Source organism: Enterobacter sp. MGH 24 (assembly GCF_000493015.1).
Taxonomy (GTDB): Bacteria; Pseudomonadota; Gammaproteobacteria; order Enterobacterales; family Enterobacteriaceae; genus Enterobacter.
The window spans coordinates 913,628-938,232 of record NZ_KI535657.1 but is presented as its reverse complement, the minus strand read 5'-3'; the positions used below and the strand labels follow the sequence as shown (position 1 = coordinate 938,232).

Below are 24,605 nucleotides of genomic sequence, written 5' to 3'. Positions count from 1 at the left end.
CGCCATGGGTATCTTTTCCATCGCCAGCCAGCACATTCGCTTCGCCGTGAAGCTGGCGTGCGCCATTGTGCTGGCGCTGTTTGTCGGCTTCCACTTCCAGCTTGAAACCCCTCGCTGGGCGGTGTTAACGGCCGCCATTGTCGCGGCGGGGCCTGCCTTCGCTGCGGGCGGGGAGCCCTATTCTGGCGCGATCCGCTATCGCGGGATGCTGCGTATCATCGGGACGTTTATCGGCTGTTTCGCGGCGCTGACCATTATTATTTTGATGATCCGCACCCCGCTGCTGATGCTGATGGTCTGCTGCATCTGGGCGGGTTTCTGCACCTGGATCTCGTCTCTGGTGAAAGTGGAGAACTCCTACGCCTGGGGGCTGGCGGGCTATACCGCGCTAATTATTATCATCACCATTCAGTCTGAACCGCTGCTCGCCCCGCAGTTTGCGGTGGAGCGCTGCAGCGAAATTGTGATTGGTATTGTCAGTGCGATTGTCGCTGACCTGCTTTTCTCCCCGCGCTCCATCAAGCAGGAGGTTGACCGTGAGCTTGATGCGCTGATTGTTGCCCAGTATCAGCTGATGCAGCTGTGTATTAAGCACGGTGACAGCGAAGAGGTGGATAAAGCCTGGAGCGGGCTGGTACGTCGTACGCAGGCGCTGGAAGGGATGCGCAGCAACCTTAATATGGAGTCCTCGCGCTGGGCTCGCGCGAATCGTCGCCTGAAAGCCCTCAACACCGTCTCTCTGACGCTGATTACCCAGGCATGTGAAACCTATCTGATTCAGAACACCCGCCCGGAAGTGGTCACCGATACGTTCCGCGAGCTGTTCGCAGAGCCGGTAGAAACGGTGCAGGACGTGCACAAGCAGCTGAAGCGTATGCGCAGGGTTATCGCCTGGACCGGGGAGCGCGACACGCCGGTAACTATCTACACCTGGGTCGGCGCCGCGACGCGCTACCTGCTGCTGAAGCGCGGCGTGATCGGGAATACCAAAATCAGCGCGGCGGAAGAAGAAGTGTTGCAGGGCGAAGTGGTGATCAAGGCGGAGTCCGCCGAGCGCCATCACGCCATGGTTAACTTCTGGCGTACGACGCTTGCCTGCATGCTCGGCACGTTGTTCTGGCTGTGGACGGGCTGGACGTCCGGCAGCGGCGCAATGGTGATGATTGCCGTCGTGACCGCACTGGCGATGCGTCTGCCTAACCCGCGTATGGTCGCCATTGATTTCCTCTACGGCACCATTGCCGCTCTGCCGATAGGGGCACTTTATTTCCTGGTCATCATCCCGTCGACGCAACAGAGCATGCTGCTGCTCTGTATTAGCCTCGCGGTAATGGCGTTCTTTATCGGCATTGAAGTGCAAAAGCGGCGCCTGGGATCGCTGGGGGCGCTGGCGAGTACGATTAACATCATCGTGCTTGATAACCCAATGACCTTCCATTTCAGCCAGTTTCTCGACAGCGCGTTAGGTCAGCTGGTGGGCTGTTTCCTGGCCATGATGGTGATACTGCTGGTTCGGGATAACTCGCAGGCAAGAACGGGCCGCGTGCTGCTGAACCAGTTCGTGTCGGCTGCCGTGTCGTCGATGACAACCAACACCGCGCGCCGTAAAGAGAACCACCTGCCCGCGCTTTACCAGCAGCTGTTTTTGCTGCTGAACAAGTTCCCGGGCGATATCGCGAAGTTCCGCCTGGCGTTAACCATGATCATCGCGCACCAGCGTCTGCGTAACGCCCCCGTGCCGATCAACGACGATCTGTCGGCCTGGCACCGCCAGCTGCGTCTTACCGCCGATCACGTGCTTTCCGCCAGCAGCGATGATAAACGGCGTCGTTACTTTACGCAGCTGCTTGAAGAGCTCGATATATACCAGGAGAAGCTCAAGCACTGGGAGGCACCGCCTCAGGTGACCGAGCCGGTAGGTCGGCTGGTGTTTATGCTGCATCGCTACCAGAATGCCCTCACGGATAACTGACAGAAGTAAAAAAACCGACGCCAAAAGCGTCGGTTTTTTTGTGGCTATACTTATTCCAGCACGTTCTTACATTTCAGAAAGGGAGAACACATGACGACCCAGGCGCTTCAGGACCACATCCTTTTTCAGACCGGTTATCTGGTCAACGGAATCTGGAAAACGCTGGATACAACCTTTGATGTGCTGAATCCCGCGACCGGTGAGGTAATCGCGAAAGTTGCGAAAGCGGGTAAAGCGCAAACTGAAGAAGCGATCGCAGCTGCAACCAAAGCCTTCCCGGCATGGCGTGCCAAAACCGCGAAGGAACGCTCGGCCATTCTCTACCGCTGGTACGAACTGATTATTGAGAATAAAAGCTGGCTCGGGCGGTTAATGACCACCGAACAGGGTAAACCCCTGAAAGAGGCGGAGGGAGAAGTCGAGTACGCTGCCAGCTTTATCCAGTGGTTTGCCGAAGAGGCCAAACGCGCGAACGGTGAAATTATTCCGCCGATCAAACCCGGCTCACGCATACTGGCGACCCGTGAACCCATTGGCGTGGTCGCGGCGATTACGCCGTGGAACTTCCCGATGGCCATGCTCACCCGCAAGTTAGGCCCGGCGCTGGCAGCAGGATGCACCGGTGTGATCAAACCGGCCAATAACACGCCGCTCAGCGCCTTTGCGCTGCTTACGCTGGCGAAACAGGCCGGAGTGCCCGACGGTGTTCTCAATGCCGTGGCCGGGAATACGCATGAAATCAGCGATGCAATCATGGCAAGCCGCGACGTGCGTAAAATCTCCTTTACCGGCTCAACCTCCGTCGGCAAAACGCTGGTGCGTAACGCCGCAGAAACCATGAAAAAAGTCTCGATGGAGCTGGGGGGAAATGCCCCGTATATCGTTTTTGAAGATGCGGACATCGACGCAGCGGTTAAGGGAGCGATCGCCAACAAGTTCCGCAATGCCGGGCAGGTCTGCGTCAGCGTGAACCGTTTTTATATTCAGGAAACCGTCTACGACAAATTTGTGAATAAGCTCGCCGATGCGGTGAATGCCCTGAAGGTGGGTAATGGTCTTGAGGAGGGGGTGGTCGTCGGGCCGCTGATTGAACCTTCTGCGGTCAACAAGGTGCGTGAGCATGTCGACGATGCCGTTGCCCGGGGCGCAACCGTACTGGCTGGCGGTAAGCCCCATCCGCTTGGCGGGAATTTCTGGATGCCAACCGTACTGGGCGACTGCCATGAAGGCATGAAGCTGGCAGAAGAAGAGACGTTTGGCCCGGTGGCGGCGTGCTTCCGTTTCACCTCGGAAGACGAAGTCATCCAGCGCGCCAACAATACGCCGTATGGGCTGGCGGCTTACTTCTACACCCAGAACCTCTCACGGGTCTTCCGCGTTTCACAGGCCATCGAGAGCGGGATGATCGGCATTAACGAGTGCGCCGTCTCCACGGAGCTCGGTCCCTTTGGCGGCGTGAAAGAGTCAGGCCTTGGACGAGAGGGCTCCGTACTGGGGCTGGAAGAGTATCTGGAAGTTAAAACCCTGCATATTGGGGGATTATAATAGACAGGGCGGCATCTGCCGCTCGCCTGGACTGGGTGGCTGGCAATGAAAACCTATACGTTTGATTTTGACGAGATCGACAGTCAGGAAGACTTCTACCGTGAATTTATCCGGGTGTTTGATCTTGAACGGGAAAGCGTGACGAATCTGGATACGCTGTGGGACGTGGTCACCGGCAGTCAGTTGCCGCTACCGCTGGAAGTTGAGTTCATCCATTTGCCCGACAAGCTTCGCAGACGTTTTGGCGCGCTGATATTGCTGTTTGATGAAGCGGAAGAAGAGCTTGAAGGGCAGCTGCGCTTTAACGCGCGGCATTGAATGAAAAAAGCCCCTGACCATGAGGCCAGGGGCAAGTCGTATGATGAGATACGACGAGGGTTTATTTATACAGCTCTGCCGTTGCATGCCAGTGGTCACCCTGATTCAGTTCGGTGACGCGATAGCTGCTGGCGCCTGCTTTTTCAGCTTTGGCGGCAAGTTCGTGACGGATATCCATCGGTGAACCGGTGACAGACGTTACGGAGATGCTGCCCATACGCTGTAGATTTTGTGCCTGGTCGGCATTCACCTGCTGTACGGCTGCGCTTGCGCCGAAAGAGAGAACAGATGCCAGACCGAGGGTTGCGATGATCAATTTGGTTTTCATAGTCTTTACTCCTGAATAGGGTTTTTTACTCAACGGCGAGAAGGGTTGAACCGCTATTTTTATGCCTGGTGCCGTTGAGTGGAGATTTACGTTTTCAGTTATTACTAAAACTTATTTGTACAGCTCAGCGGTGGCGTGCCAGTGGTCACCAGAACGCGCTTCGATGATGCGATAGGATGATGCACCCTGTTCTTCCGCTTTTTTGTTCAGCATCTCATGCATGTCCATTGGCGATGTGCCGACCGCGCCGACAGAAACCGTACCGATGGCCTGGCGGGATTGCGCCTGATCAGCATTGATAGCGTCAGCCGCGAAAGCACCGAATGACAGGACAGACAGGACGCTCAGCGCCGCTACAGTTGATTTGATTTTCATGATTCTTACCTCGTCGAATTTTTTAGTGGGGTCTTGTTTCGTGACCCTCATCACAAAATCAAGTATACACTAATAACGGTAAAAATTAATACCAGACTAATGGTTTCCATTGTTATTACGTGTTAACCAGTCTGTTTTTTATAACCAAATTGCATAATATTGAGCGTTTTTTGTTCGTGATTGATGGTTATATCTAATTAAATCATATGGATATGAGCTTTTGATTTTTTGTGCGTTTTTTTGATTTAGCATTCACCAGATGAATGCTAATAGGTGGTAAAAAGCACTATTTGTCAAAGTGAAGGGCAGTGGAAAAGAGGGGGAAACGCAGCGGAAGCAGAACGATCCCCGCAGCGGCGCTACGGGGAGAGGGGATTAGAGTTCCTGTTCGAACAGAACCAGAATCGCTTCGTGGAGATCTTTCACGGAGAAACCGCTAGCCGGTGTGGTAAAGATGGTGTCATCGCCAGCGATAGTCCCGAGGATACCCTCCGTTTTACCCAGCGAGTCCAGCATGCGGGCAATCAGCTGTGCGGCACCAGGGCTTGTGTGGATCACCACGACGGCATCGTTATGATCGATATCCAGAACCAGATTCTTGAGCGGGCTGGAGGTGGTCGGCACGCCAAGTTCTGCCGGCAGGCAATAGACCATCTCCATCTTGGCGTTACGGGTACGCACCGCGCCAAATTTCGTTAACATGCGGGAGACTTTCGACTGATTGATGTTATCGAAGCCTTGTTCCTGCAGCGCCTGAACAATTTCTCCCTGAGAACTGAATTTCTCTTCTTTAAGTAGCGCTTTAAACGCCTTTACTAATTCTTCTTGCTTAGACGAGCTTCGCATAAGTCACCCGGAATATGACGATAGAAACAACATTATTATGCATGTGGATGAATTTTTATGCAAATTATCTACTCAGCGCCAGGCTGAAATAATGTTATGAAAGGGAGTGATTTTATCAGATTTCGTTATCAGAAAACATGCCTGGGTCACGCCGCGCAAATAAGCTTAAAAGTAAATTAAATGTTATCAAAATGATGTTGTTTTGGTGGCGGGGCAGGGTGTATTGTAACCACCTCTTAATGCGTTGCCCTCTGTCGTCAGATAGTCTTCTGGTGAGAGATAAAGTCGCGTGACCTCAAATTCTTTAGCTACGAAAATTGTAATTATTTACTTGCTGAATTATGGTCGCCGCAACGGATTTACAGATACTTAAGTTAACCATAATAAGGAGTTTAGGATGAAAGTCGCAGTCCTCGGCGCTGCTGGTGGTATCGGCCAGGCGCTTGCCCTACTACTGAAAACCCAACTGCCTTCAGGCTCAGAACTCTCCCTGTACGATATTGCTCCGGTAACCCCAGGTGTGGCGGTTGACCTGAGCCACATCCCGACCGCTGTAAAAATCAAAGGCTTCTCCGGTGAAGATGCACGTCCTGCACTTCAGGGTGCCGACGTGGTGCTGATTTCTGCAGGCGTGGCGCGTAAGCCAGGCATGGATCGTTCAGACCTGTTCAACGTCAACGCGGGCATCGTGAAAAACCTGGTGCAGCAGATTGCAGAAATCTGCCCGAAAGCATGCATCGGTATCATCACTAACCCGGTGAACACCACCGTCGCTATCGCGGCAGAAGTGCTGAAGAAAGCGGGTGTTTACGACAAAAACAAACTGTTCGGCGTGACCACGCTGGATATCATCCGTTCCAACACCTTCGTTGCTGAGCTAAAAGGCAAGCAGCCAACAGAAGTGGAAGTTCCGGTAATCGGCGGTCACTCTGGCGTCACCATCCTGCCTCTGCTGTCCCAGATCCCTGGCGTAAGCTTCACCGAGCAGGAAGTGGCTGACCTGACCAAACGCATCCAGAACGCGGGTACCGAAGTGGTAGAAGCGAAGGCGGGTGGCGGTTCTGCAACCCTGTCTATGGGCCAGGCGGCTGCGCGTTTTGGTCTGTCACTGGTTCGTGCTCTGCAGGGCGAGAAAGGCGTTGTTGAATGCGCTTACGTTGAAGGCGATGGCGAACACGCTCGCTTCTTCTCTCAGCCGCTGCTGCTGGGTAAAAACGGTATCGAAGAGCGTAAATCTATTGGTACCCTGAGCGCGTTTGAAAAACACGCGATGGAAGGCATGCTGGATACGCTGAAGAAAGATATCACCCTGGGCGAAGAGTTCGTTAACAAGTAAAACGACCCGTCTCCCGGTAAAAAAAACGGAGCGTATCGCTCCGTTTTTTTATGCCTGTCAGTTCGTGGCCGGGTATTCCTGAATGGTTACGTGGAGCGTTAGTTTCTTATCGTTGCGCATGACTTCGACAGGAATAATAGAGCCCGGGCGAATTTCAGCCACCTGATCCATCGTCTCCAGCGCAGAGACCGCTGGCGTGCCGTTGACCGACACGATGACATCATTGACCTGAATCCCCGCGTTGGCCGCCGGACCACCCGGCGCCACCTCGTTAACCACGATGCCCTGAATCTGATCGATACCGCCGCCCTGGGTATGCATCGGTGCTATCTCGCGCCCGCCAATACCGATATAGCCGCGGATCACGCGGCCATCGCGGATCAGCTTATCCATAATTTTGGTCGCCAGCTGGAACGGAATGGCAAAGCCGATCCCTTCCGGTGTCTCACCGTCGTTACTCTTATCGAACGAGAGGGTGTTGATGCCCATCAGTTCGCCCAGCGAGTTGACCAGCGCCCCACCGGAGTTACCGTGGTTGATTGAGGCATCGGTTTGCAGGAAGTTCTGTCGCCCGGAGGGGTTCAGACCAATACGACCGGTCGCGCTGATAATCCCCTGAGTGATGGTCTGGCCGAGGTTGTAAGGGTTGCCGATAGCCATTACGACGTCACCAATATGCGGGGTACGCTTACGGTTTATCGGTATAACCGGCAAACCGCCCGTCGCGTTAATTTTAAGGACGGCCAGGTCGGTAAGGCTGTCAGACCCAACGAGTAACGCCTCAAACACGCGGCCATCCTGCAGAGCGACGATAATCTGGTCGGCATCGTTAATCACGTGCTTGTTGGTAATAATGTAGCCGCGCTCGTCCATGATCACGCCAGAGCCGAGGGTACGGATCTCCAGCTGGTTGTGGGCTGAGGTATTCAGACCACGGTTATAGACATTAACCACGGCAGGTGCGGCACGGCGGACGGCCCCGTTATAGGTGGCCGGCGTTTCATCCGTGCTATCGAACTGGGGAGCCGACAGTTTATTGAACTGACGTAAAGACGGCAGCGCCAGCAGCAGTAGGCCAGCGACAATCAAACCGATGACAATAGAACGTAAGAGCTTTAAAAGCATGATGCGCGTGTCGTTAAAAAAGGAACGATTTGCAGCATAACATGAGTTATCCGGACATCACACGCAGCGGTGATGTCCGGGTCGCAAATGCTTAGCGCAACAGAATATAGATGGACTCATTGCCACGCATGACCTGCAGGGCAATCACCGCCGGTTTACTTTCCAGCACCTTGCGCAGTTCGGCAATGGACTGCACGCGATTGCGGTTTACACCGATGATCACGTCATCCTGATGCAATCCAGCCTGTGCGGCGGGGCTGCTCTTCTCGACGGTGTCGATGCTAATGCCTTTCGTACCGTCTTTCAGCTGCCCGTCGCTCAACGTAGCCCCTTGCAGCGCCGGGGCGATAAGCTCCGCACTGGCCGAGGAAGAGGTGCTCTTATCCAGCGTCACTTCAACGTCAAGCGGCTTACCGTCACGTATCAGGCCCAGCTTCACTTTGGCGCCAGGTTCCGTTGTGGCAATTCGTGAACGCAGTTCTGCAAAGCTGCTCAGCGGTTTGTCGTTCAGGCTGACGATCACATCACCCGACTTCACGCCCGCTTTTGCCGAGCCGGAGTTTGGCAGCACTTCACTGACAAACGCCCCGCGCTGTACGTTGATGTTGAACGCTTTTGCGATATCCGCGCTCATCTCCATCCCTTTTATACCCAGCAGCCCGCGTTTGATTTCACCGAACTGGATGAGCTGCTGCGCCAGCGTTTTGGCCATATTGCTGGGGATGGCAAAACCGATCCCGATGCTGCCGCCGCCCGGTGCCAGAATCGCCGTGTTGATCCCAATCAGCTCGCCGTTAAGGTTAAGCAATGCTCCACCGGAGTTCCCACGGTTGATTGAGGCATCGGTCTGGATAAAGTTTTCCAGCCCTTCGAGATTGAGGCCGCTGCGCCCGAGCGCAGAGACAATCCCGGAGGTGGCGGTTTGCCCTAAGCCAAAGGGGTTGCCCACGGCGACGGCAAAATCGCCGACCCGCAGTTTGTCGGAATCCGCGATGGCAATCTGGGTCAGGTTGCTTGGGTTTTGAACCTGCAATAGCGCGATGTCGCTCTGGTCATCGCCGCCAATCATTTTGGCATCAAATTCACGGCCATCGTTCAGCTGGACGCTGATTTTATCGGCCTGGCTGATGACGTGATTGTTGGTCAGAATATAACCTTTTGCTGCATCAATAATGACGCCTGAGCCCAGGCCTTCAAAAGGCTGAGCCTGCTGGTCAGGAGCCTCATCGCCAAAATATTTTTTCAGTTCTTCAGGGACGCGTTGGCTTTGTACTGCGGTGCCCTCGACCTGAACGCTGACGACCGCAGGCAACACTTTTTCCAGCATTGGCGCGAGGCTTGGAATGGCCGCCTGACCAGGCACCTGGGAGGGAATGGCGGCGAATACAGGGACGGACGCCGAGAGAGATAACCCGACACTTAACGCGATAGCGCTCAACAGCTGGTTTTTTTTCTTCATCGATGTTGACTCTCGTAACCTGGAATAAAGGAAAAACGGCCCCAAAAACACGTTGATGTTATTGAATTTTAAACCGCTGAACAATGAGGTGTTTAACTAAATGATAGCTGGGGTCATCAAGAAAGGACGGGCGCAATCGCTGCGCCCGTAAAATAAATTCAGGTTGTGCGATTAATCGCGTTTTACACCGCCGCGCAGCAGGCCGGACGCGCCATCGGAATAGTCGCGAGGCATCTGAACGGGCGCCTGATCGTTACCGGCTTCAGAGTCAGCCAGACGGTTCCGGAACGGGTTGGTTTCCGCGGTCATTTCCGGCAGCAGGCTGCTGGAGCTTTTTGCCATATGTTGATACAGCTGACGATAGTCGGTCGCCATATTGTCCAGCAGCTCGGCGCTACGGGCAAAATGGCTGACCAGCTCTTCACGATACTCTTCCAGCTCGGCTTTGTTCTTTTCCAGTTCGTACTGCAGTGACTGCTGCTGACGCAATTTGCGATTACCGAAACGCATGGCCACAGCACCGATGACGATGCCGACGACTAAACCGATTAGCGCATATTCCCAGGTCATGAACTTCTCCCGTTGTCTTGTTGTTCCGTAGGGTGTTGGCTCGGCTCCTGCCTGTGCCTGATAATGCCACTATAACCGCTATTTCTGCAGAAGTGGAATCCTGACGTATCATCGCGTAGTGTAGAACGGCCTTTTTTTCATCAGTCACGTCTGCTGGTGTGCGTTAATTGAAGGAATAACAATAAGATTATGCAAAACCTGTCCCCTGCATCGCGATATCAACTGGCCCTTAACGAGGGCACTCATCAGCCTGATGACGTCCAACGTGAGGCGGTAAACCGTCTGGAGATGATTTATCAGGAGCTCACGGCAAAACCCGCTGAAGTTGAACAGAACGGTGGGCTAAAGGCGGCATTTGGGCGGTTGCTCGGTAAAAAAGCGCCACAGGCTTATGCGCCGGTTCGCGGTCTCTATATGTGGGGCGGGGTCGGACGTGGTAAAACCTGGCTGATGGACATGTTCTACCAGAGCCTGCCTGGCGCACGTAAACAGCGTCTGCACTTCCATCGTTTTATGCTGCGGGTGCATGAAGAGCTGACCGCACTGCAGGGCAAGAGCGATCCGCTGGAGATTGTGGCCGACAGGTTCAAGGCGGAAACGGACGTGCTCTGTTTCGATGAGTTTTTTGTGTCTGACATCACCGATGCCATGCTGTTAGGCGGCCTGATGAAAGCGTTATTTGCCCGCGGTATCACGCTGGTGGCCACGTCGAATATCCCGCCGGATGAGCTCTATCGTAACGGCTTGCAGCGGGCACGCTTCCTGCCCGCCATCGATGCTATCAAACAGCATTGTGACATCATGAACGTCGATGCCGGCGTCGATTATCGTCTGCGCACGCTGACCCAGGCGCACCTGTGGCTTTCGCCATTAAATGCAGAGACCAACCGCGAGATGGATGCACTTTGGCTGGCGCTGGCGGGAACAAAACGCGAGCACGCCCCGGAACTCGAGATTAACCATCGCCCGCTGCCCACCCTCGGTGTCGAAAACCAAACGCTGGCGGTCTCCTTTACGACGCTTTGCGTGGATGCCCGCAGCCAGCACGACTACATTGCGCTTTCGCGACTGTTCCACACCGTGATGGTGCTGGATGTACCGGTAATGACGCGGCTGATGGAGAGTGAAGCACGGCGCTTTATTGCGCTGGTGGACGAGTTTTATGAGCGCCACGTCAAGCTGGTGGTCAGCGCCGAGGTACCTTTATATGAGATTTACCAGGGCGAGCGGCTGAAGTTTGAGTTCCAGCGCTGCCTGTCGCGCCTGCAGGAGATGCAGAGCGAGGAATACCTGAAGCTGGAGCATATGCCGTAAAAAATGCTACCCTGTCCCTGAGAAGGGAACCTTGTAGGCCGGGTAAGGCGAAGCCGCCACCCGGCATTTGCCACACCCTCGAAAAACCCATTCCAAATCACATTTAAGGGTCGATCTTTGACCTCAACTTCTCTATAATCTTGCGACCCCACGTTACGAGAAGGTTTTTTTCCCGAAACTTTCTATGTGTCGGCATTAGCTATTCGAAGGGGTAGGTTTGCCGGACTTTGTCGTGTGAACCTCAACTGACTAAACGTTTGGGTGTTCACCAACGTGTAACTTATTATTTGGGTAAGCTTTTAATGAAAACTTTTACAGCTAAACCAGAAACCGTACAGCGCGACTGGTATGTTGTTGACGCGACCGGTAAAACTCTGGGCCGTCTGGCTACTGAACTGGCTCGTCGCCTGCGCGGTAAGCATAAAGCGGAATACACTCCGCACGTTGATACCGGTGATTACATCATCGTTCTGAACGCTGATAAAGTTGCTGTTACCGGCAACAAGCGTACTGACAAAGTGTACTATCACCACACCGGCCACATCGGTGGTATCAAAGAAGCGACCTTTGAAGAGATGATTGCTCGCCGTCCTGAGCGTGTGATTGAAATCGCGGTTAAAGGCATGCTGCCAAAAGGCCCGCTGGGTCGTGCTATGTTCCGTAAACTGAAAGTTTACGCAGGCAACGAGCACAACCACGCGGCACAGCAACCGCAAGTTCTTGACATCTAATCGGGATTATAGGCAATGGCTGAAAATCAATACTACGGCACTGGTCGCCGCAAAAGTTCCGCAGCTCGCGTTTTCATCAAACCGGGCAGTGGTAAAATCGTAATCAACCAGCGTTCTCTGGAACAATACTTCGGTCGCGAAACTGCCCGCATGGTAGTTCGCCAGCCGCTGGAACTGGTTGACATGGTAGAAAAACTGGATCTGTACATCACCGTTAAAGGTGGTGGTATCTCCGGTCAGGCAGGTGCGATCCGTCACGGTATCACCCGCGCTCTGATGGAGTACGACGAATCCCTGCGTTCTGAACTGCGTAAAGCTGGCTTCGTTACTCGTGACGCGCGTCAGGTTGAACGTAAGAAAGTGGGTCTGCGTAAAGCACGTCGTCGTCCACAGTTCTCCAAACGTTAATCCATTCTGCTTACGCAGAACGATTGGCGAAAAACCCGCTTCGGCGGGTTTTTTTATGGATAATGCGCAGGTTATCCACAATCTCCATGCATATATCTTCTCTTTTTCCACATTTCCAGAATCCCCTCACCACAAAGCCATCAAAATCTGGTAAACTATCATCCAATTTTCTGCCCAAATATCGGTGAATACTCGATTTTTGTTCGTTTCTTGAACAATGTGTTTTCTCTGGGATGGGCGATACAACATCTGGCTGGCCCCTGTTGGGCTGGTAGCAGTAAAAATTCTGAATATACCTGGAGGTTTTCATGGCTGTCGCTGCCAACAAACGTTCGGTAATGACGCTGTTTTCTGGTCCTACTGACATTTATAGCCATCAGGTTCGTATCGTGCTGGCCGAGAAGGGTGTCAGTTTTGAGATCGAGCATGTGGAAAAGGATAACCCGCCTCAGGATCTGATCGATCTCAACCCGAGCCAAAGCGTACCGACGCTGGTGGATCGCGAGCTGACCCTGTGGGAATCCCGTATCATTATGGAATATCTGGATGAGCGTTTCCCGCATCCGCCACTGATGCCTGTTTACCCTGTCGCGCGTGGTGAAAGCCGCCTGTACATGCAGCGTATCGAAAAAGACTGGTACTCTCTGATGAACGTTATCGTCAGCGGTTCCGCTTCTGAGGCCGACGCTGCGCGTAAGCAACTGCGTGAAGAGCTGCTGGCAATCGCCCCTGTGTTTGGTCAGAAACCGTTCTTCCTGAGCGACGAGTTCAGCCTGGTGGATTGCTACCTGGCTCCGCTGCTGTGGCGTCTGCCTACGCTGGGCGTTGAGTTCAGCGGCCCTGGCGCGAAAGAGCTGAAGGGCTACATGACTCGCGTATTTGAACGCGACTCTTTCCTGGCATCTTTAACTGAACCGGAACGTGAAATGCGTCTCGGCCGAGGCTAATGACTGTGGAAATGTCACAACTTACCCCACGCCGTCCGTATCTGCTGCGCGCCTTCTATGAATGGCTGCTGGATAACCAGCTCACGCCGCACCTGGTTGTGGATGTGACGTTGCCGGGCGTGCAGGTTCCTATGGAATACGCGCGTGACGGGCAAATCGTACTGAACATAGCCCCGCGCGCGGTGGGTAACCTGGAGCTGGCAAACGACGAAGTGCGCTTTAATGCGCGTTTCGGCGGCGTGCCGCGCGTGGTCTCCGTACCGCTGGCAGCGGTGCTGGCTATCTATGCGCGTGAAAACGGTGCAGGTACCATGTTCGAGCCGGAAGCGGCGTATGATGAAGATGTTGCCAGCCTGAATGATGACAACGCATCCGATGAGCGCGAAAGCGACACGGTGATGTCACTTATTGATGGCGATAAACCCGATCGTCACGACGACAATGACCCTGATGACGATCCGCCTCCGCGCGGTGGTCGTCCGGCTCTTCGCGTCGTGAAATAAAAAAACAGGCCCAATCGGGCCTGTTTTTTTACACTTCCAGGTAGTTCAGTATCCCGTCAGCCGCTTTACGCCCTTCGGCAATCGCCGTCACCACCAGGTCAGAACCGCGAACGATATCGCCGCCGGCGAAGATTTTCGGGTTACTGGTCTGGAACGCATTATCGCTGCCTTCTGGCGCGATTACGCGGCCCTGAGAATCCAGCTCGACGCTGTGCTTCGCCAGCCACTCCATGCTGTGAGGACGGAAACCGAACGCCATCACCACGGCATCGGCCGGGATCACGTGCTCAGAACCGGCGACGATCTCGGCGCGACGACGGCCTTTCGCATCCGGTGCCCCCATCTCAGTGCGCGCCATCTTCACGCCGCTCACTTTACCGTTAGCATTCACTTCAATACCCAGAGGCTGGATGTTGAACTGGAACTCCACGCCCTCTTCACGCGCGTTTTTCACTTCGCGTTTAGAGCCCGGCATGTTCTCTTCGTCACGACGGTAGGCGCAGATCACGTGTGCCGCGTTCTGACGAATAGACGTACGCACGCAGTCCATCGCGGTATCACCGCCGCCCAGCACCACTACGCGTTTGCCTTCCATGCTGACGAAAGGTTCTTCGGCGGTTTCGCCGTAGCCCATAATTTGCTTGGTGTTGGCAATCAGGAACGGCAGCGCGTCGTACACGCCTGGCGCATCTTCGTTCTCCAGACCGCCGCGCATGGACTGGTAGGTGCCCACGCCGAGGAACACGGCGTCGTAATCCTTCAGCAGGTCGTCGAGCTGCACGTCGCGGCCCACTTCCACGTTCAGTTTGAACTCAATGCCCATGCCGGTGAAGATTTCACGGCGACGGGTCATGACCTCTTTTTCCAGCTTGAAGGCCGGGATACCGAAGGTCAGCAGACCGCCGATTTCCGGATGACGGTCAAAGACCACCGCCTTCACGCCGTTGCGGGTCAGCACGTCCGCACAGGCCAGGCCCGCCGGGCCCGCACCGATGATGGCCACGCGCTTGTCGGTTTGCTTCACGCCGGTCATATCCGGACGCCAGCCCATCTCGAACGCTTTATCGTTGATATAGCGCTCAATGTTACCGATGGTTACCGCGCCAAACTCGTCGTTCAGCGTACAGGAGCCTTCGCACAGGCGGTCCTGAGGACACACGCGGCCGCACACTTCCGGCAGGGTGTTGGTCTGGTGAGACAGCTCGGCGGCTTCAAAAATACGTCCTTCATTGGCCAGCTTCAGCCAGTTCGGGATGTAGTTGTGTACCGGACATTTCCATTCGCAGTAAGGGTTACCGCAGGACAGGCAGCGGTCTGCCTGTGCTTTGGCCTGGCCTTCTGAAAACGGCTCGTAGATTTCAACAAATTCAATTTTACGGATCTTCAGCGGTTTCTTTGGCGGATCAACACGCTGCAGGTCGATAAACTGGTATACGTTCTGGCTCATCTGAATTCCTTACTGCGCCTGCACGCGCAGCTCTGCTGCGCTACGACTACGGTGACCCAACAGGGCTTTAACATCGCTGGACTTCGGCTTAACCAGCGCGAATTTCGCAGAGAACGCCGGCCAGTTCGCCAGGATCTCTTCGCCGCGCGAAGAACCGGTATGCTGCACGTGTTCGGTAATCAAACCGCGCAGGTGTTCTTCGTGAATAGCCAGGGTATCAACGTCCAGCACTTCCACCAGCTCCGGGTTCACGCGTTTGCGGAACTCACCGTCTTCATCCAGGACGTACGCAAAACCGCCCGTCATGCCTGCGCCGAAGTTCACGCCGGTTTTACCCAGAACGCAAACAATCCCGCCCGTCATGTATTCACAACCGTTATCGCCAATGCCTTCCACCACGGTAATAGCACCGGAGTTACGCACCGCGAAACGCTCGCCCGCACGGCCCGCGGCAAACAGACGACCGCCGGTCGCGCCGTACAGGCAGGTGTTACCGATGATGCTGGCTTCATGGCTGCGGAAGGCTGAGCCTACCGGAGGACGCACCGCCAGCAGACCGCCCGCCATGCCTTTGCCGACGTAGTCGTTGGCATCGCCGGTCAGATACAGCTCAACGCCGCCTGCGTTCCACACGCCGAAGCTCTGACCCGCGGTCCCGCTGAAGTGTGCAGTAATCGGATCCGCCGCCAGCCCCTGGTCACCGTGCGTTTGCGCGATGTAGCCGGAGAGCGACGCACCCACCGAGCGGTCGGTGTTGCGGATATCAAACCAGAACGTTTTGCTCTGCTTGTCGTCCACGTACGGTTTCGCCTGCTGCAACAGCTGCGCGTTCAGCACGCCGTTATCGAACGGCGGGTTGTTCTCGGTGCAGTAGACCGCTTTGCCAGGGTGCGGCTGCGCGGTTTCCAGCAGCTTAGACAGCTCAAGCTTCTGCTGCTTAGCGGTGAAACCGTCCAGCTCATTCAGCAGGTCGGTACGGCCAATCAGGTCCACCAGACGCTTCACGCCCAGCTGCGCCATCAGCTCGCGGGTTTCGCGGGCGATGAAGTCAAAGTAGTTGGTCACTTTGAACGGCAGGCCGTGGTAGTGATTCTTACGCAGCTTCTCGTCCTGGGTCGCAACGCCCGTTGCGCAGTTGTTCAGGTGGCAAATACGCAGGTATTTACAGCCGAGCGCAACCATCGGGCCGGTGCCGAAGCCGAAGCTTTCCGCGCCCAGAATCGCCGCTTTGATGATGTCGAGGCCGGTTTTCAGGCCACCGTCCACCTGCAGACGGATCTTGTGACGCAGACCGTTAGCCACCAGCGCCTGCTGGGTTTCCACCAGGCCAAGCTCCCAAGGACAGCCCGCATATTTCACGGAGGAGAGCGGGCTTGCGCCAGTACCGCCGTCGTAGCCAGCGATGGTGATGAGATCCGCATAGGCTTTCGCCACGCCGGTAGCGATGGTACCCACGCCCGGTTCGGAAACCAGCTTCACGGAGATCATCGCCTTCGGGTTGACCTGCTTCAGGTCGAAAATCAGCTGCGCTAAGTCCTCGATAGAGTAGATATCGTGGTGCGGCGGCGGGGAGATCAGCGTCACGCCCGGCACGGAATAGCGCAGTTTGGCGATGTACGGGGTAACTTTATCACCCGGCAGCTGACCGCCTTCGCCCGGTTTAGCGCCCTGAGCGACTTTAATCTGAATCACGTCGGCGTTGACCAGGTACGCAGGCGTTACGCCAAAACGACCGGATGCCACCTGCTTGATACGGGAGACTTTGTTAGTACCGTAACGTGCAGGGTCTTCACCGCCCTCGCCGGAGTTGGAGTTGCCGCCGATGCTGTTCATGGCTTCCGCTAGCGCTTCGTGGGCTTCCGGGCTAAGCGCGCCGATGGACATCGCCGCGGTATCGAAGCGTTTGAACAGTTCGGATGCAGGCTCAACCTCGTCAATGCTGACCGCTTCATCACCCGGGTTCAGAGCAATGAGATCGCGCAGCGTTGCCGCCGGACGGTTATTTACCAGCTCAGCGTACTGCTGGTAATCACTGTATTCGCCGCTCTGAACCGCCTGCTGCAGCGTGCGCACCACGTCCGGGTTGTAGGCGTGGTATTCGCCACCGTGAACGTATTTCAGCAGACCGCCCTGATCCAGCGGCTTACGTGCCAGCCAGGCGCGTTTGGACAGGTTCACCAGATCCTGCTGGAAGTCAGCAAAACCAGCGCCGCCGATGCGGCTGACCACGCCCTGGAAGCAGAGGTTGGCGACCTCGTCATGCAGGCCGACCGCTTCAAACAGCTTCGAACAGCGGTAGGAGGCAATGGTCGAGATGCCCATTTTGGACATGATCTTGTACAGACCTTTGTTGATGCCGTTACGGTAGTTCAGCATCACCGCGCGGTAATCTTTGTCGATCGCGCGGGTATCCACCAGGCGGGCCAGCGTTTCGTAGGCCAGGTATGGGTAGATCGCCGTCGCACCGAAGCCTAACAGCACGGCAAAGTGGTGCGGGTCGCGGGCGCTGGCGGTTTCCACAATGATGTTGGCGTCGCAGCGCAGGCTCTTGTCGACCAGACGCGTCTGGATAGCGCCGACCGCCATCGGGGCAGGCACCGGCAGACGGTTTTTCGCGATATTACGGTCGGACAGCACCAGCAGAACGGTACCGTTACGCACCATCTGTTCGGCCTTATCACACAGCGCATTCACCGTCTCTTCGAGGCTCGCGTCGTTCACGTCGAAAGTAATATCGAGCGTGTCGGCGCGGTAGTGCTCCTCTTTCATGGTGGTGAGCTGTTTGAAATCGGAGTACAGCAGGATCGGCGATTTAAAGGTCAGACGGTGCGCCTGGCCTTCTGCTTCGCAGAAGACGTTCATCTCGCGACCGATGCTGGTCGCCAGCGACATCACGTGCGCTTCACGCAGCGGGTCGATCGGCGGGTTGGTGACCTGCGCGAACTGCTGACGGAAGTAATCGTAAATGATGCGCGGCTGGCTGGAGAGCACGGCAAACGGGGTATCGTCACCCATAGAGCCGACCGCTTCCTGGCCGTTTTCACCCAGGACGCGAATAACAGAGTCCAGCTCTTCCGCGCTGTAGTTAAACTGTTTCTGGAAGCTCGCAAGCGCATCGTCGTCCAGTTCGCGACGACCCACTTCTTCATCCGATAAATCTTCGAACGGCACGAGGCGACGCACGTTCTTTTCCATCCACTCTTTGTACGGATGGCGGCTTTTCAGATCGTGATCGGTTTCGGCTGAGTGCAGAATGCGCCCGCCGCGGGTGTCGATAACCATCAGCTCACCCGGACCGACGCGGCCTTTCTCGACCACTTCGTCAGGCTGGTAATCCCAGATACCAACTTCAGAGGCGCAGGTGATGAGCTTGTCTTTGGTGATGACGTAGCGCGCCGGACGCAGACCGTTACGGTCCAGGTTACAGGCAGCGAAACGTCCGTCGGACATGACGATGCCCGCCGGGCCGTCCCACGGCTCCATGTGCATGGAGTTAAAGTCGAAGAAGGCGCGCAGCTCAGGGTCCATATCCGGGTTGTTCTGCCATGCCGGCGGCACAAGCAGACGCATGGCGCGCACGATGTCCATCCCGCCGGCCAGCAGCAGTTCAAGCATGTTATCCATTGAGCTGGAGTCAGAGCCGGTTTCGTTCACGAACGGCGCGGCATCGTGCAGGTCAGGGATCAGTGGCGTCTGGAACTTATAGGTACGAGCGCGGGCCCACTGGCGGTTACCAGTGATGGTGTTGATCTCGCCGTTGTGCGCCAGGTAGCGGAACGGCTGAGCCAGCGGCCAGCGAGGAACGGTGTTGGTGGAGAAGCGCTGGTGGAACAGGCAAATGGCCGATTCCAGACGCAGGTCCGCCAGGTCCAGGTAGAAGCGCGGCAGGTCAGCCGGCATACACAGACCTTTATAGATGTTCACCAGGTTAGAGAGACTACAAACGTAGAACTCTTTATCGTCCTGGAGACGTTTTTCAATGCGGCGGCGGGCGATAAACAGACGGCGTTCCATATCACGTGGACGCCAGCCCGCAGGCGCGTTAACGAAAATCTGTTCAATACGAGGCAGCGAGGAGAGGGCGATTTCACCGAGTACCCCTTCGTTGGTTGGCACATTGCGCCAGCCGACAATCGACAGGGTTTCACGCTGAAGTTCTTCTTCGACGATGCGGCGTGAGGCGGCAGCCTTTTCAGGATCCTGATTCAGGAACAGCATGCCGACAGCGTAGTTTTTGGCTAAACGCCAGCCGCGCTCTTCCGCCACGATGCGGAAGAAACGATCCGGTTTTTGCAGCAGCAGGCCGCAACCGTCGCCGGTTTTACCATCGGCAAGAATCGCGCCACGGTGCTGCATTCGGGCCAGTGCGTGAATAGCAGTACGCACTACCTTGTGGCTAGGTTCGCCTTCTATGTGGGCGATCAGGCCGAAACCACAGTTATCCTTCTCAAGGGATTTATCGTACAACATATCAGTGAACCTCCCCAGGCTCGTCGGGCTTCCCACTGAACTTAACCGTGGCGCACAGGCACAGAAAGAGCATGGCGACGGGGTTTGCGTATCATACGCGTACCTCGCATTCGCCCTCTTTTTCATCCTTTCGCGCAGGTAAACAAGTTTGAGGACTTGCTTCAGAGGGAATCTCAATTACTGCATAAATATGATGAGCAGGCCGCTCATCCAGAAAGCTTCCAGCGGATTTCCAACTTATCGGGAATTGGTACACAGGTCAAATGGCAATCTTATTTATACAAAAATGTGCTAAAGAGAGTTTATGCTATTGTAATTAAAGGTTATTTAACTATTTTTACATTGATTGCATGCCCTGACAGGACGCGGCGGAGTGTGATCTGACTCACTATATGAAAGCGGTATTATCAATGTAGCGTGCTGAATAGCAGTTTTATAGCAGAATAATAATCTGGCATTGGCTGCAAACCCGCATAAAGCCACTGTTTTTCAGTGGTGGCGCTATAAATGAAAAAAACAATCAGAACATAAGGAAAAGTAATCACGGGAGGTGTGAATGAAATTGCAGTAATCCTGAGTATTTATTCATATAGATAAAGGCCGTCCGGGGCGATTGATCCAGGTCATCGCCGACAGAGGCTAAAAGTGGCAGGCTTGTCCCCTTTCTCCGGGACGGTCTATCAGATTATGCAGTTACAGAAATTAGTCAATATGTTTGGTGGGGATCTTTTGCAGCGGTACGGGCAAAAGGTTCATAAGCTGACGCTGCACGGCGGGTTTAGCTGCCCGAATCGCGATGGCACCATCGGGCGCGGCGGCTGCACCTTCTGTAACGTTGCGTCCTTTGCTGATGAAGCCCAGCAGCATAAATCTATCGCCGAACAGCTTGCCCATCAAGCGAGCCTGGTGAACCGCGCGAAGCAGTATCTGGCCTATTTCCAGGCCTACACCAGCACGTGGGCGGAGGTCCAGGTGCTGCGCTCGATGTACCAGCAGGCCGTCAGCCAGGCTAACATCGTTGGGCTATGCGTGGGCACGCGCCCGGACTGCGTGCCGGAGGCGGTGCTGGACCTGCTCAGCGAGTACAAAGAGCAAGGCTACGAGATTTGGCTGGAGCTGGGCCTGCAGACCGCGCACGACAAAACGCTGCACCGTATCAATCGCGGCCATGATTTCGCCTGCTACCAGCGTACAACGCGGCTTGCCCGCGAGCGGGGGCTGAGGGTCTGTTCGCACCTGATTGTTGGGTTGCCCGGCGAAGGTCAACAGCATGGCCTTGAAACGCTGGAAAAGGTGGTTGAGACCGGCGTGGACGGCATTAAGCTGCACCCGCTGCATGTCGTTACGGGAAGCATTATGGCGAAAGCCTGGGAAGCGGGGCGGTTAAGCGGTATTGCGCTAGAGGACTATACGGTGACGGCGGGGGAGATGATTCGCCACACGCCGCCTGAAATTGTCTACCACCGCATCTCGGCCAGCGCCCGCCGTCCAACGCTTCTGGCACCGCTATGGTGTGAGAACCGCTGGACGGGGATGCTGGAAATCGACCGCTATCTGCAGGAGAACGGCGTACAGGGGTCGGCGCTTGGCCGCCCGTGGGTTCCTCGATTACCGGCGACGGCCGCCTAACAAACTTCCCAGCATGCCGCGCACTATCTGATTGGTGACCTGTCGCGCTGCGCTTTTCGCCATGGTTTGTACCACGCCGTCGCGCTTGCCGCCGCGCGGCCCGGTGCTGCCGAACAGGATGTCTTTCAGCCCGCCCAGAATGCCGTCATCTACCGCGACGGACTGCCCTTTAGCGGCAGGCGCATCCTGCGATTCGGTTGTCGCCTGCACCCCTTTTTGCAGCATTTCGAACGCGGACTCGCGATCAATCTCGTCTTCGTACTTCCCGTAAACCGGAGAGTGGTTAATCAGGCCGTTACGTTCATCGTCGGTAACCGGCCCCATGCGCGAGCATGGCGCGATTACCATGGCTCGCTCCACTACGGACGGGCTGCCCTTCGCATCAAGGAATGAGATCAGTGCTTCACCGGTGCCCAACGCCTGAATCGCCGCTTCGGTATCAAAGGCAGGATTGGCGCGCATGGTTTGCGCGGCGGCTTTCACCGCTTTCTGATCTTTCGGCGTAAAGGCGCGCAGGGCGTGCTGCACGCGGTTACCAAGCTGGCCGAGCACGTTATCCGGGATATCCGACGGGTTTTGCGAGACAAACCAGACGCCAACGCCTTTGGAGCGGATCAGGCGGATGACCTGTTCAATTTTATCCAGCAGGACCTGCGGTGCGTCGTTGAACAGCAGGTGCGCTTCGTCGAAGAAGAAGACCAGCTTCGGTTTATCCAGATCGCCTGCTTCGGGTAACTGCTCGTAAAGCTCAGAGAGCATCCACAGCAGGCTGGCGGCGTAGAGCTTTGGCATCTGGTAAAGTTTTTCCGAACTCAGAATGTTGATGATGCCTTTGCCGCTGCTGTCGGTGCGCATCCAGTCTTTGATATCCAGCATCGGCTCGCCGAAGAAGTGCTCGGCACCCTGCTGCTCCAGGGTCAGCAACCCACGCTGAATGGCGCCCACCGAGGCGCTGCTGATATTGCCGTACTGGTTCTGGAAGGATTTGGCGTTATCGCCGATGTACTGGGTAATGGCGCGCAGATCTTTGAAATCAAGCAGCAGCAGTCCCTGATCGTCAGCAATGCGGAAGATGATATTCAGCACGCCGGACTGCACGTCGTTGAGGTTAAGCAGACGGGCCAGCAGCAGCGGGCCGAGATCGGAGACGGTGGCGCGCACCGGGTGGCCTTTCTCACCAAAGATATCCCACACCACCACCGGATTGTTATGCGGCGTCCAGTCCGTGATGCCAATATTCTTCAGCCGTTCGAGCAGTTTTTCAGAGGCCGTCCCTTCCTGAGCCACACCGGTTAAATCGCCTTTCACGTCAGCCATAAAGACCGGAACGCCAATCTCCGAAAGCGACTCCGCCAGCTTTTGCAGGGTGACGGTTTTCCCCGTTCCGGTCGCTCCGGTGATCAGACCGTGGCGGTTCGCCATCGCGGGCAATAAATACAGCTCTTTTTCCAGCGTCCGGGCAATTAACAATGGTGTACTCATGATGCGCTTCCTCTCTTAGTCCTGGGTGGAGTATAGGCAACCTGAAAGCAATTTGGTTGAGTAAATTCCTGACTTTGCGGCGCATTATCCAGCGCGGACTATGCTTTTGCATACGGTTCACAAAATAGTGGGAAACTATGTCCAGATTCTTCTTTAACGATCGCAAACAGCTGGTCAACGATGCCATTGAAGGCATACTGCTTTCTGCGCCACACGCAAATCTCGTCAAACTTGATATCGATCCGGCCATCAGGATCGTCGCACGCGGCGACTGGGACAAAAGCCGCGTGGCGGTGATCTCCGGTGGCGGCTCCGGCCATGAACCGGCACATGCCGGGTTTGTCGGCAAAGGGATGCTGACGGCGGCAGTGTGTGGCGATCTGTTTGCCTCGCCGAGCGTGGATGCGGTGCTGAATGCCATTGTGGCGGTCACGGGCGATCGCGGCTGCCTGCTGATCGTCAAAAACTACACCGGCGATCGCCTGAACTTTGGTCTGGCGGCTGAAAAGGCCAAACGCTATGGCCTCAAGGTGGAGATGGCGATCGTGGCGGACGATATCGCGCTGCCGGATAACAAACAGCCGCGCGGTATTGCCGGTACGGCACTGGTGCATAAGATTGCGGGCTATGCGGCGGAGCAAGGGAAATCGTTGAGTGAGGTGCGGGATATTGCGCAGCAGGCCTGCGACAACCTCTGGAGTCTGGGCGTTGCGATGCAAACGTGCAACCTGCCGGGCAGCGACGATGAAGAGGGACGCATTAAGCAAGGCCATGTCGAGCTGGGTCTGGGCATTCACGGTGAGCCGGGTGCTTCCGTCGTGGATACGCAGAACAGCAAAGCCATTATCGACACGCTGGTGGCGCCGTTACGCGCGCAGGCGGGTGAGGGGCGGTTTGCGGTATTGATTAACAACCTCGGCGGCGTATCGGCGCTGGAGATGGCGCTGCTGACCAAAGAGCTGGCGCATTCGGCGCTGAAAGAGGAGATCGCGTACCTGATAGGCCCCGCGCCGCTGGTGAGCGCGCTGGACATGAAGGGCTTTTCGCTCACGCTGCTGAAGCTCAACGATTTCTTTGAAAAGGCGATTCACGCCGAGGTCGAAACGCTGGGCTGGCAGAAGCCTGTTGCGTTTGCGCCACTGCGCACCGTGGCGCATACCGCCATTCACGATCGCGTGGAATACACTCCGTCGGACAATCTGCGGGTGGGCGAGTATGTTTCCTCGGTGACGAAAACGCTGCTCCAGCTGGAAAACCGACTGAACGCGCTGGATGCCAAAGTGGGCGACGGTGATACCGGCTCTACCTTTGCGCAAGGTGCGCGGGATATTGCGCAGCGTCTGGAGGATCGCAAGCTCCCGCTTGATAACCTATCGACGCTGCTGCTTCTGGTGGGCGAGCGGCTGGCCACGGTGATGGGCGGATCGAGCGGGGTGCTGATGTCGATCTTCTTTACCGCGGCCGGTCAAAAGCTTCACGATGGCCAGCCGCTGCCCGAGGCATTGCTCAGCGGGCTGGCGCAGATGAAGCAATACGGTGGCGCAGATCTCGGCGATCGTACCCTGATCGACGCGCTGCAGCCGGCGCTGGAGGCGTTGCGGAAAGGCGATATCGAGTCAGCGGCGAAGGCCGCACAGCAGGGGGCTGAAGCGACTGCGAAGATGATGAAAGCGGGCGCGGGGCGCTCGTCGTATGTGAATAAAGAGAACCTGGACGGGGTAATGGACCCGGGGGCGGTCGCGGTGGCAGAGGTGTTTTCTGCGCTGGTGCGATAGGTGAGAATAGCCCGGTAGCGCTGCG

The 24,605-nt window shown here is 55.9% G+C and carries 20 protein-coding genes; 11 read left to right on the top strand and 9 right to left on the bottom strand.

The features are described from left to right. Positions 1–4: 4 nt before the first annotated feature. The 3 genes from aaeB (at position 5) to L370_RS17380 (ending at position 3,835) form a co-directional block, all read left to right on the top strand. Positions 5–1,972, top strand: a complete 1,968-nt coding sequence (aaeB, locus tag L370_RS17370; protein WP_023333633.1) for a p-hydroxybenzoic acid efflux pump subunit AaeB — start codon at positions 5–7, stop codon at positions 1,970–1,972. 90 nt (positions 1,973–2,062) lie between these two features. Beyond that, positions 2,063–3,517 carry an NAD-dependent succinate-semialdehyde dehydrogenase gene (locus L370_RS17375; RefSeq protein ID WP_023333632.1) on the top strand — a complete coding sequence of 485 codons (1,455 nt, stop codon included), beginning with the start codon at positions 2,063–2,065 and terminating at the stop codon, positions 3,515–3,517. A gap of 45 nt (positions 3,518–3,562) precedes the next feature. Continuing rightward, positions 3,563–3,835: a barstar family protein gene (locus L370_RS17380; RefSeq protein ID WP_023333631.1), complete on the top strand. Its 273-nt coding sequence runs from the start codon at positions 3,563–3,565 to the stop codon at positions 3,833–3,835. Between the two features lie 61 nt (positions 3,836–3,896). Here the strand turns inward: L370_RS17380 and yhcN (L370_RS17385) are convergent, their stop codons facing one another. The 3 genes from yhcN (L370_RS17385) to argR form a co-directional block, all read right to left on the bottom strand. Beyond that, positions 3,897–4,163, bottom strand: a complete 267-nt coding sequence (gene yhcN, locus L370_RS17385; RefSeq protein WP_023333630.1) for a peroxide/acid stress response protein YhcN — start codon at positions 4,161–4,163, stop codon at positions 3,897–3,899. A gap of 111 nt (positions 4,164–4,274) precedes the next feature. Beyond that, the gene (gene yhcN, locus L370_RS17390) at positions 4,275–4,538 is read right to left on the bottom strand and encodes a peroxide/acid stress response protein YhcN (RefSeq protein WP_023333629.1); all 264 of its coding nucleotides are present in this window, start codon (positions 4,536–4,538) and stop codon (positions 4,275–4,277) included. 375 nt (positions 4,539–4,913) lie between these two features. Then, positions 4,914–5,384 (bottom strand): transcriptional regulator ArgR, encoded by a 471-nt coding sequence (gene argR, locus L370_RS17395; RefSeq protein ID WP_023309388.1) that lies wholly within the window; start codon positions 5,382–5,384, stop codon positions 4,914–4,916. A gap of 397 nt (positions 5,385–5,781) precedes the next feature. On the opposite strand from argR, the gene mdh reads away from it, so the two are divergent. Beyond that, on the top strand, positions 5,782–6,720 hold the full coding sequence (mdh, locus tag L370_RS17400) for a malate dehydrogenase (RefSeq protein ID WP_023333628.1): 939 nt from the start codon (positions 5,782–5,784) through the stop codon (positions 6,718–6,720). 57 nt (positions 6,721–6,777) lie between these two features. Here the strand turns inward: mdh and degS are convergent, their stop codons facing one another. The 3 genes from degS to zapG all read right to left on the bottom strand — a co-directional run bounded on the left by degS (position 6,778) and on the right by zapG (position 9,874). Next, a complete protein-coding gene (degS, locus tag L370_RS17405; RefSeq protein WP_023333627.1) occupies positions 6,778–7,845 on the bottom strand; it encodes an outer membrane-stress sensor serine endopeptidase DegS in 1,068 nt (355 codons plus the stop codon). Positions 7,846–7,936: 91 nt separating this feature from the next. After that, a complete protein-coding gene (gene degQ, locus L370_RS17410) occupies positions 7,937–9,304 on the bottom strand; it encodes a serine endoprotease DegQ (protein ID WP_023333626.1) in 1,368 nt (455 codons plus the stop codon). 171 nt (positions 9,305–9,475) lie between these two features. Beyond that, on the bottom strand, positions 9,476–9,874 hold the full coding sequence (zapG, locus tag L370_RS17415) for a Z-ring associated protein ZapG (protein ID WP_008502832.1): 399 nt from the start codon (positions 9,872–9,874) through the stop codon (positions 9,476–9,478). A gap of 189 nt (positions 9,875–10,063) precedes the next feature. On the opposite strand from zapG, the gene zapE reads away from it, so the two are divergent. The 5 genes from zapE (at position 10,064) to sspB (ending at position 13,777) form a co-directional block, all read left to right on the top strand. Then, positions 10,064–11,188, top strand: a complete 1,125-nt coding sequence (gene zapE, locus L370_RS17420; RefSeq protein ID WP_023333625.1) for a cell division protein ZapE — start codon at positions 10,064–10,066, stop codon at positions 11,186–11,188. Between the two features lie 302 nt (positions 11,189–11,490). Further along, the gene (gene rplM, locus L370_RS17425; protein WP_006178824.1) at positions 11,491–11,919 is read left to right on the top strand and encodes a 50S ribosomal protein L13; all 429 of its coding nucleotides are present in this window, start codon (positions 11,491–11,493) and stop codon (positions 11,917–11,919) included. Between the two features lie 15 nt (positions 11,920–11,934). Beyond that, complete coding sequence (rpsI, locus tag L370_RS17430) at positions 11,935–12,327, top strand: 30S ribosomal protein S9 (RefSeq protein ID WP_003860436.1); 393 nt, start codon at positions 11,935–11,937, stop codon at positions 12,325–12,327. A gap of 308 nt (positions 12,328–12,635) precedes the next feature. Beyond that, complete coding sequence (sspA, locus tag L370_RS17435) at positions 12,636–13,274, top strand: stringent starvation protein SspA (protein WP_023333624.1); 639 nt, start codon at positions 12,636–12,638, stop codon at positions 13,272–13,274. Between the two features lie 5 nt (positions 13,275–13,279). Next, positions 13,280–13,777, top strand: coding sequence for a ClpXP protease specificity-enhancing factor (gene sspB, locus L370_RS17440; protein WP_032639781.1), 498 nt, complete (start codon positions 13,280–13,282; stop codon positions 13,775–13,777). Between the two features lie 28 nt (positions 13,778–13,805). On the opposite strand, the gene gltD is transcribed toward sspB, so the two are convergent. Together gltD and gltB are read right to left on the bottom strand one after the other, a co-directional pair. Beyond that, positions 13,806–15,224 (bottom strand): glutamate synthase subunit GltD, encoded by a 1,419-nt coding sequence (gene gltD, locus L370_RS17445; RefSeq protein WP_023333622.1) that lies wholly within the window; start codon positions 15,222–15,224, stop codon positions 13,806–13,808. 9 nt (positions 15,225–15,233) lie between these two features. Further along, positions 15,234–19,694, bottom strand: coding sequence for a glutamate synthase large subunit (gene gltB / locus L370_RS17450; RefSeq protein ID WP_023333621.1), 4,461 nt, complete (start codon positions 19,692–19,694; stop codon positions 15,234–15,236). A gap of 687 nt (positions 19,695–20,381) precedes the next feature. Between gltB and L370_RS17455 the strand changes: the two genes are divergently transcribed. Continuing rightward, on the top strand, positions 20,382–21,323 hold the full coding sequence (locus tag L370_RS17455; RefSeq protein WP_155858018.1) for a tRNA modification radical SAM protein MnmL/YtqA: 942 nt from the start codon (positions 20,382–20,384) through the stop codon (positions 21,321–21,323). On the opposite strand, the gene L370_RS17460 is transcribed toward L370_RS17455, so the two are convergent. After that, positions 21,303–22,805, bottom strand: a complete 1,503-nt coding sequence (locus L370_RS17460) for a helicase HerA-like C-terminal domain-containing protein (protein ID WP_023333619.1) — start codon at positions 22,803–22,805, stop codon at positions 21,303–21,305. The two genes, L370_RS17455 and L370_RS17460, sit on opposite strands and share 21 nt — an antisense overlap. Before the next feature lie 137 nt (positions 22,806–22,942). Here L370_RS17460 and L370_RS17465 point away from each other — a divergent pair, with 137 nt between their 5' ends. Further along, a complete protein-coding gene (locus L370_RS17465) occupies positions 22,943–24,580 on the top strand; it encodes a dihydroxyacetone kinase subunit DhaK (protein ID WP_023333618.1) in 1,638 nt (545 codons plus the stop codon). The last annotated feature ends 25 nt before the right edge of the window (positions 24,581–24,605 follow it).

Bases quoted from the DNA above. Each gene is read 5' to 3' on its own strand.
- aaeB (WP_023333633.1), top strand. From the start codon at position 5: ATGGGTATCTTTTCCATCGCCAGCCAGCACATTCGCTTCGCCGTGAAG.
- L370_RS17375 (WP_023333632.1), top strand. From the start codon at position 2,063: ATGACGACCCAGGCGCTTCAGGACCACATCCTTTTTCAGACCGGTTAT.
- L370_RS17380 (WP_023333631.1), top strand. From the start codon at position 3,563: ATGAAAACCTATACGTTTGATTTTGACGAGATCGACAGTCAGGAAGAC.
- yhcN (WP_023333630.1), bottom strand. From the start codon at position 4,163: ATGAAAACCAAATTGATCATCGCAACCCTCGGTCTGGCATCTGTTCTC.
- yhcN (WP_023333629.1), bottom strand. From the start codon at position 4,538: ATGAAAATCAAATCAACTGTAGCGGCGCTGAGCGTCCTGTCTGTCCTG.
- argR (WP_023309388.1), bottom strand. From the start codon at position 5,384: ATGCGAAGCTCGTCTAAGCAAGAAGAATTAGTAAAGGCGTTTAAAGCG.
- mdh (WP_023333628.1), top strand. From the start codon at position 5,782: ATGAAAGTCGCAGTCCTCGGCGCTGCTGGTGGTATCGGCCAGGCGCTT.
- degS (WP_023333627.1), bottom strand. From the start codon at position 7,845: ATGCTTTTAAAGCTCTTACGTTCTATTGTCATCGGTTTGATTGTCGCT.
- degQ (WP_023333626.1), bottom strand. From the start codon at position 9,304: ATGAAGAAAAAAAACCAGCTGTTGAGCGCTATCGCGTTAAGTGTCGGG.
- zapG (WP_008502832.1), bottom strand. From the start codon at position 9,874: ATGACCTGGGAATATGCGCTAATCGGTTTAGTCGTCGGCATCGTCATC.
- zapE (WP_023333625.1), top strand. From the start codon at position 10,064: ATGCAAAACCTGTCCCCTGCATCGCGATATCAACTGGCCCTTAACGAG.
- rplM (WP_006178824.1), top strand. From the start codon at position 11,491: ATGAAAACTTTTACAGCTAAACCAGAAACCGTACAGCGCGACTGGTAT.
- rpsI (WP_003860436.1), top strand. From the start codon at position 11,935: ATGGCTGAAAATCAATACTACGGCACTGGTCGCCGCAAAAGTTCCGCA.
- sspA (WP_023333624.1), top strand. From the start codon at position 12,636: ATGGCTGTCGCTGCCAACAAACGTTCGGTAATGACGCTGTTTTCTGGT.
- gltD (WP_023333622.1), bottom strand. From the start codon at position 15,224: ATGAGCCAGAACGTATACCAGTTTATCGACCTGCAGCGTGTTGATCCG.
- gltB (WP_023333621.1), bottom strand. From the start codon at position 19,694: ATGTTGTACGATAAATCCCTTGAGAAGGATAACTGTGGTTTCGGCCTG.
- L370_RS17455 (WP_155858018.1), top strand. From the start codon at position 20,382: ATGCAGTTACAGAAATTAGTCAATATGTTTGGTGGGGATCTTTTGCAG.
- L370_RS17460 (WP_023333619.1), bottom strand. From the start codon at position 22,805: ATGAGTACACCATTGTTAATTGCCCGGACGCTGGAAAAAGAGCTGTAT.
- L370_RS17465 (WP_023333618.1), top strand. From the start codon at position 22,943: ATGTCCAGATTCTTCTTTAACGATCGCAAACAGCTGGTCAACGATGCC.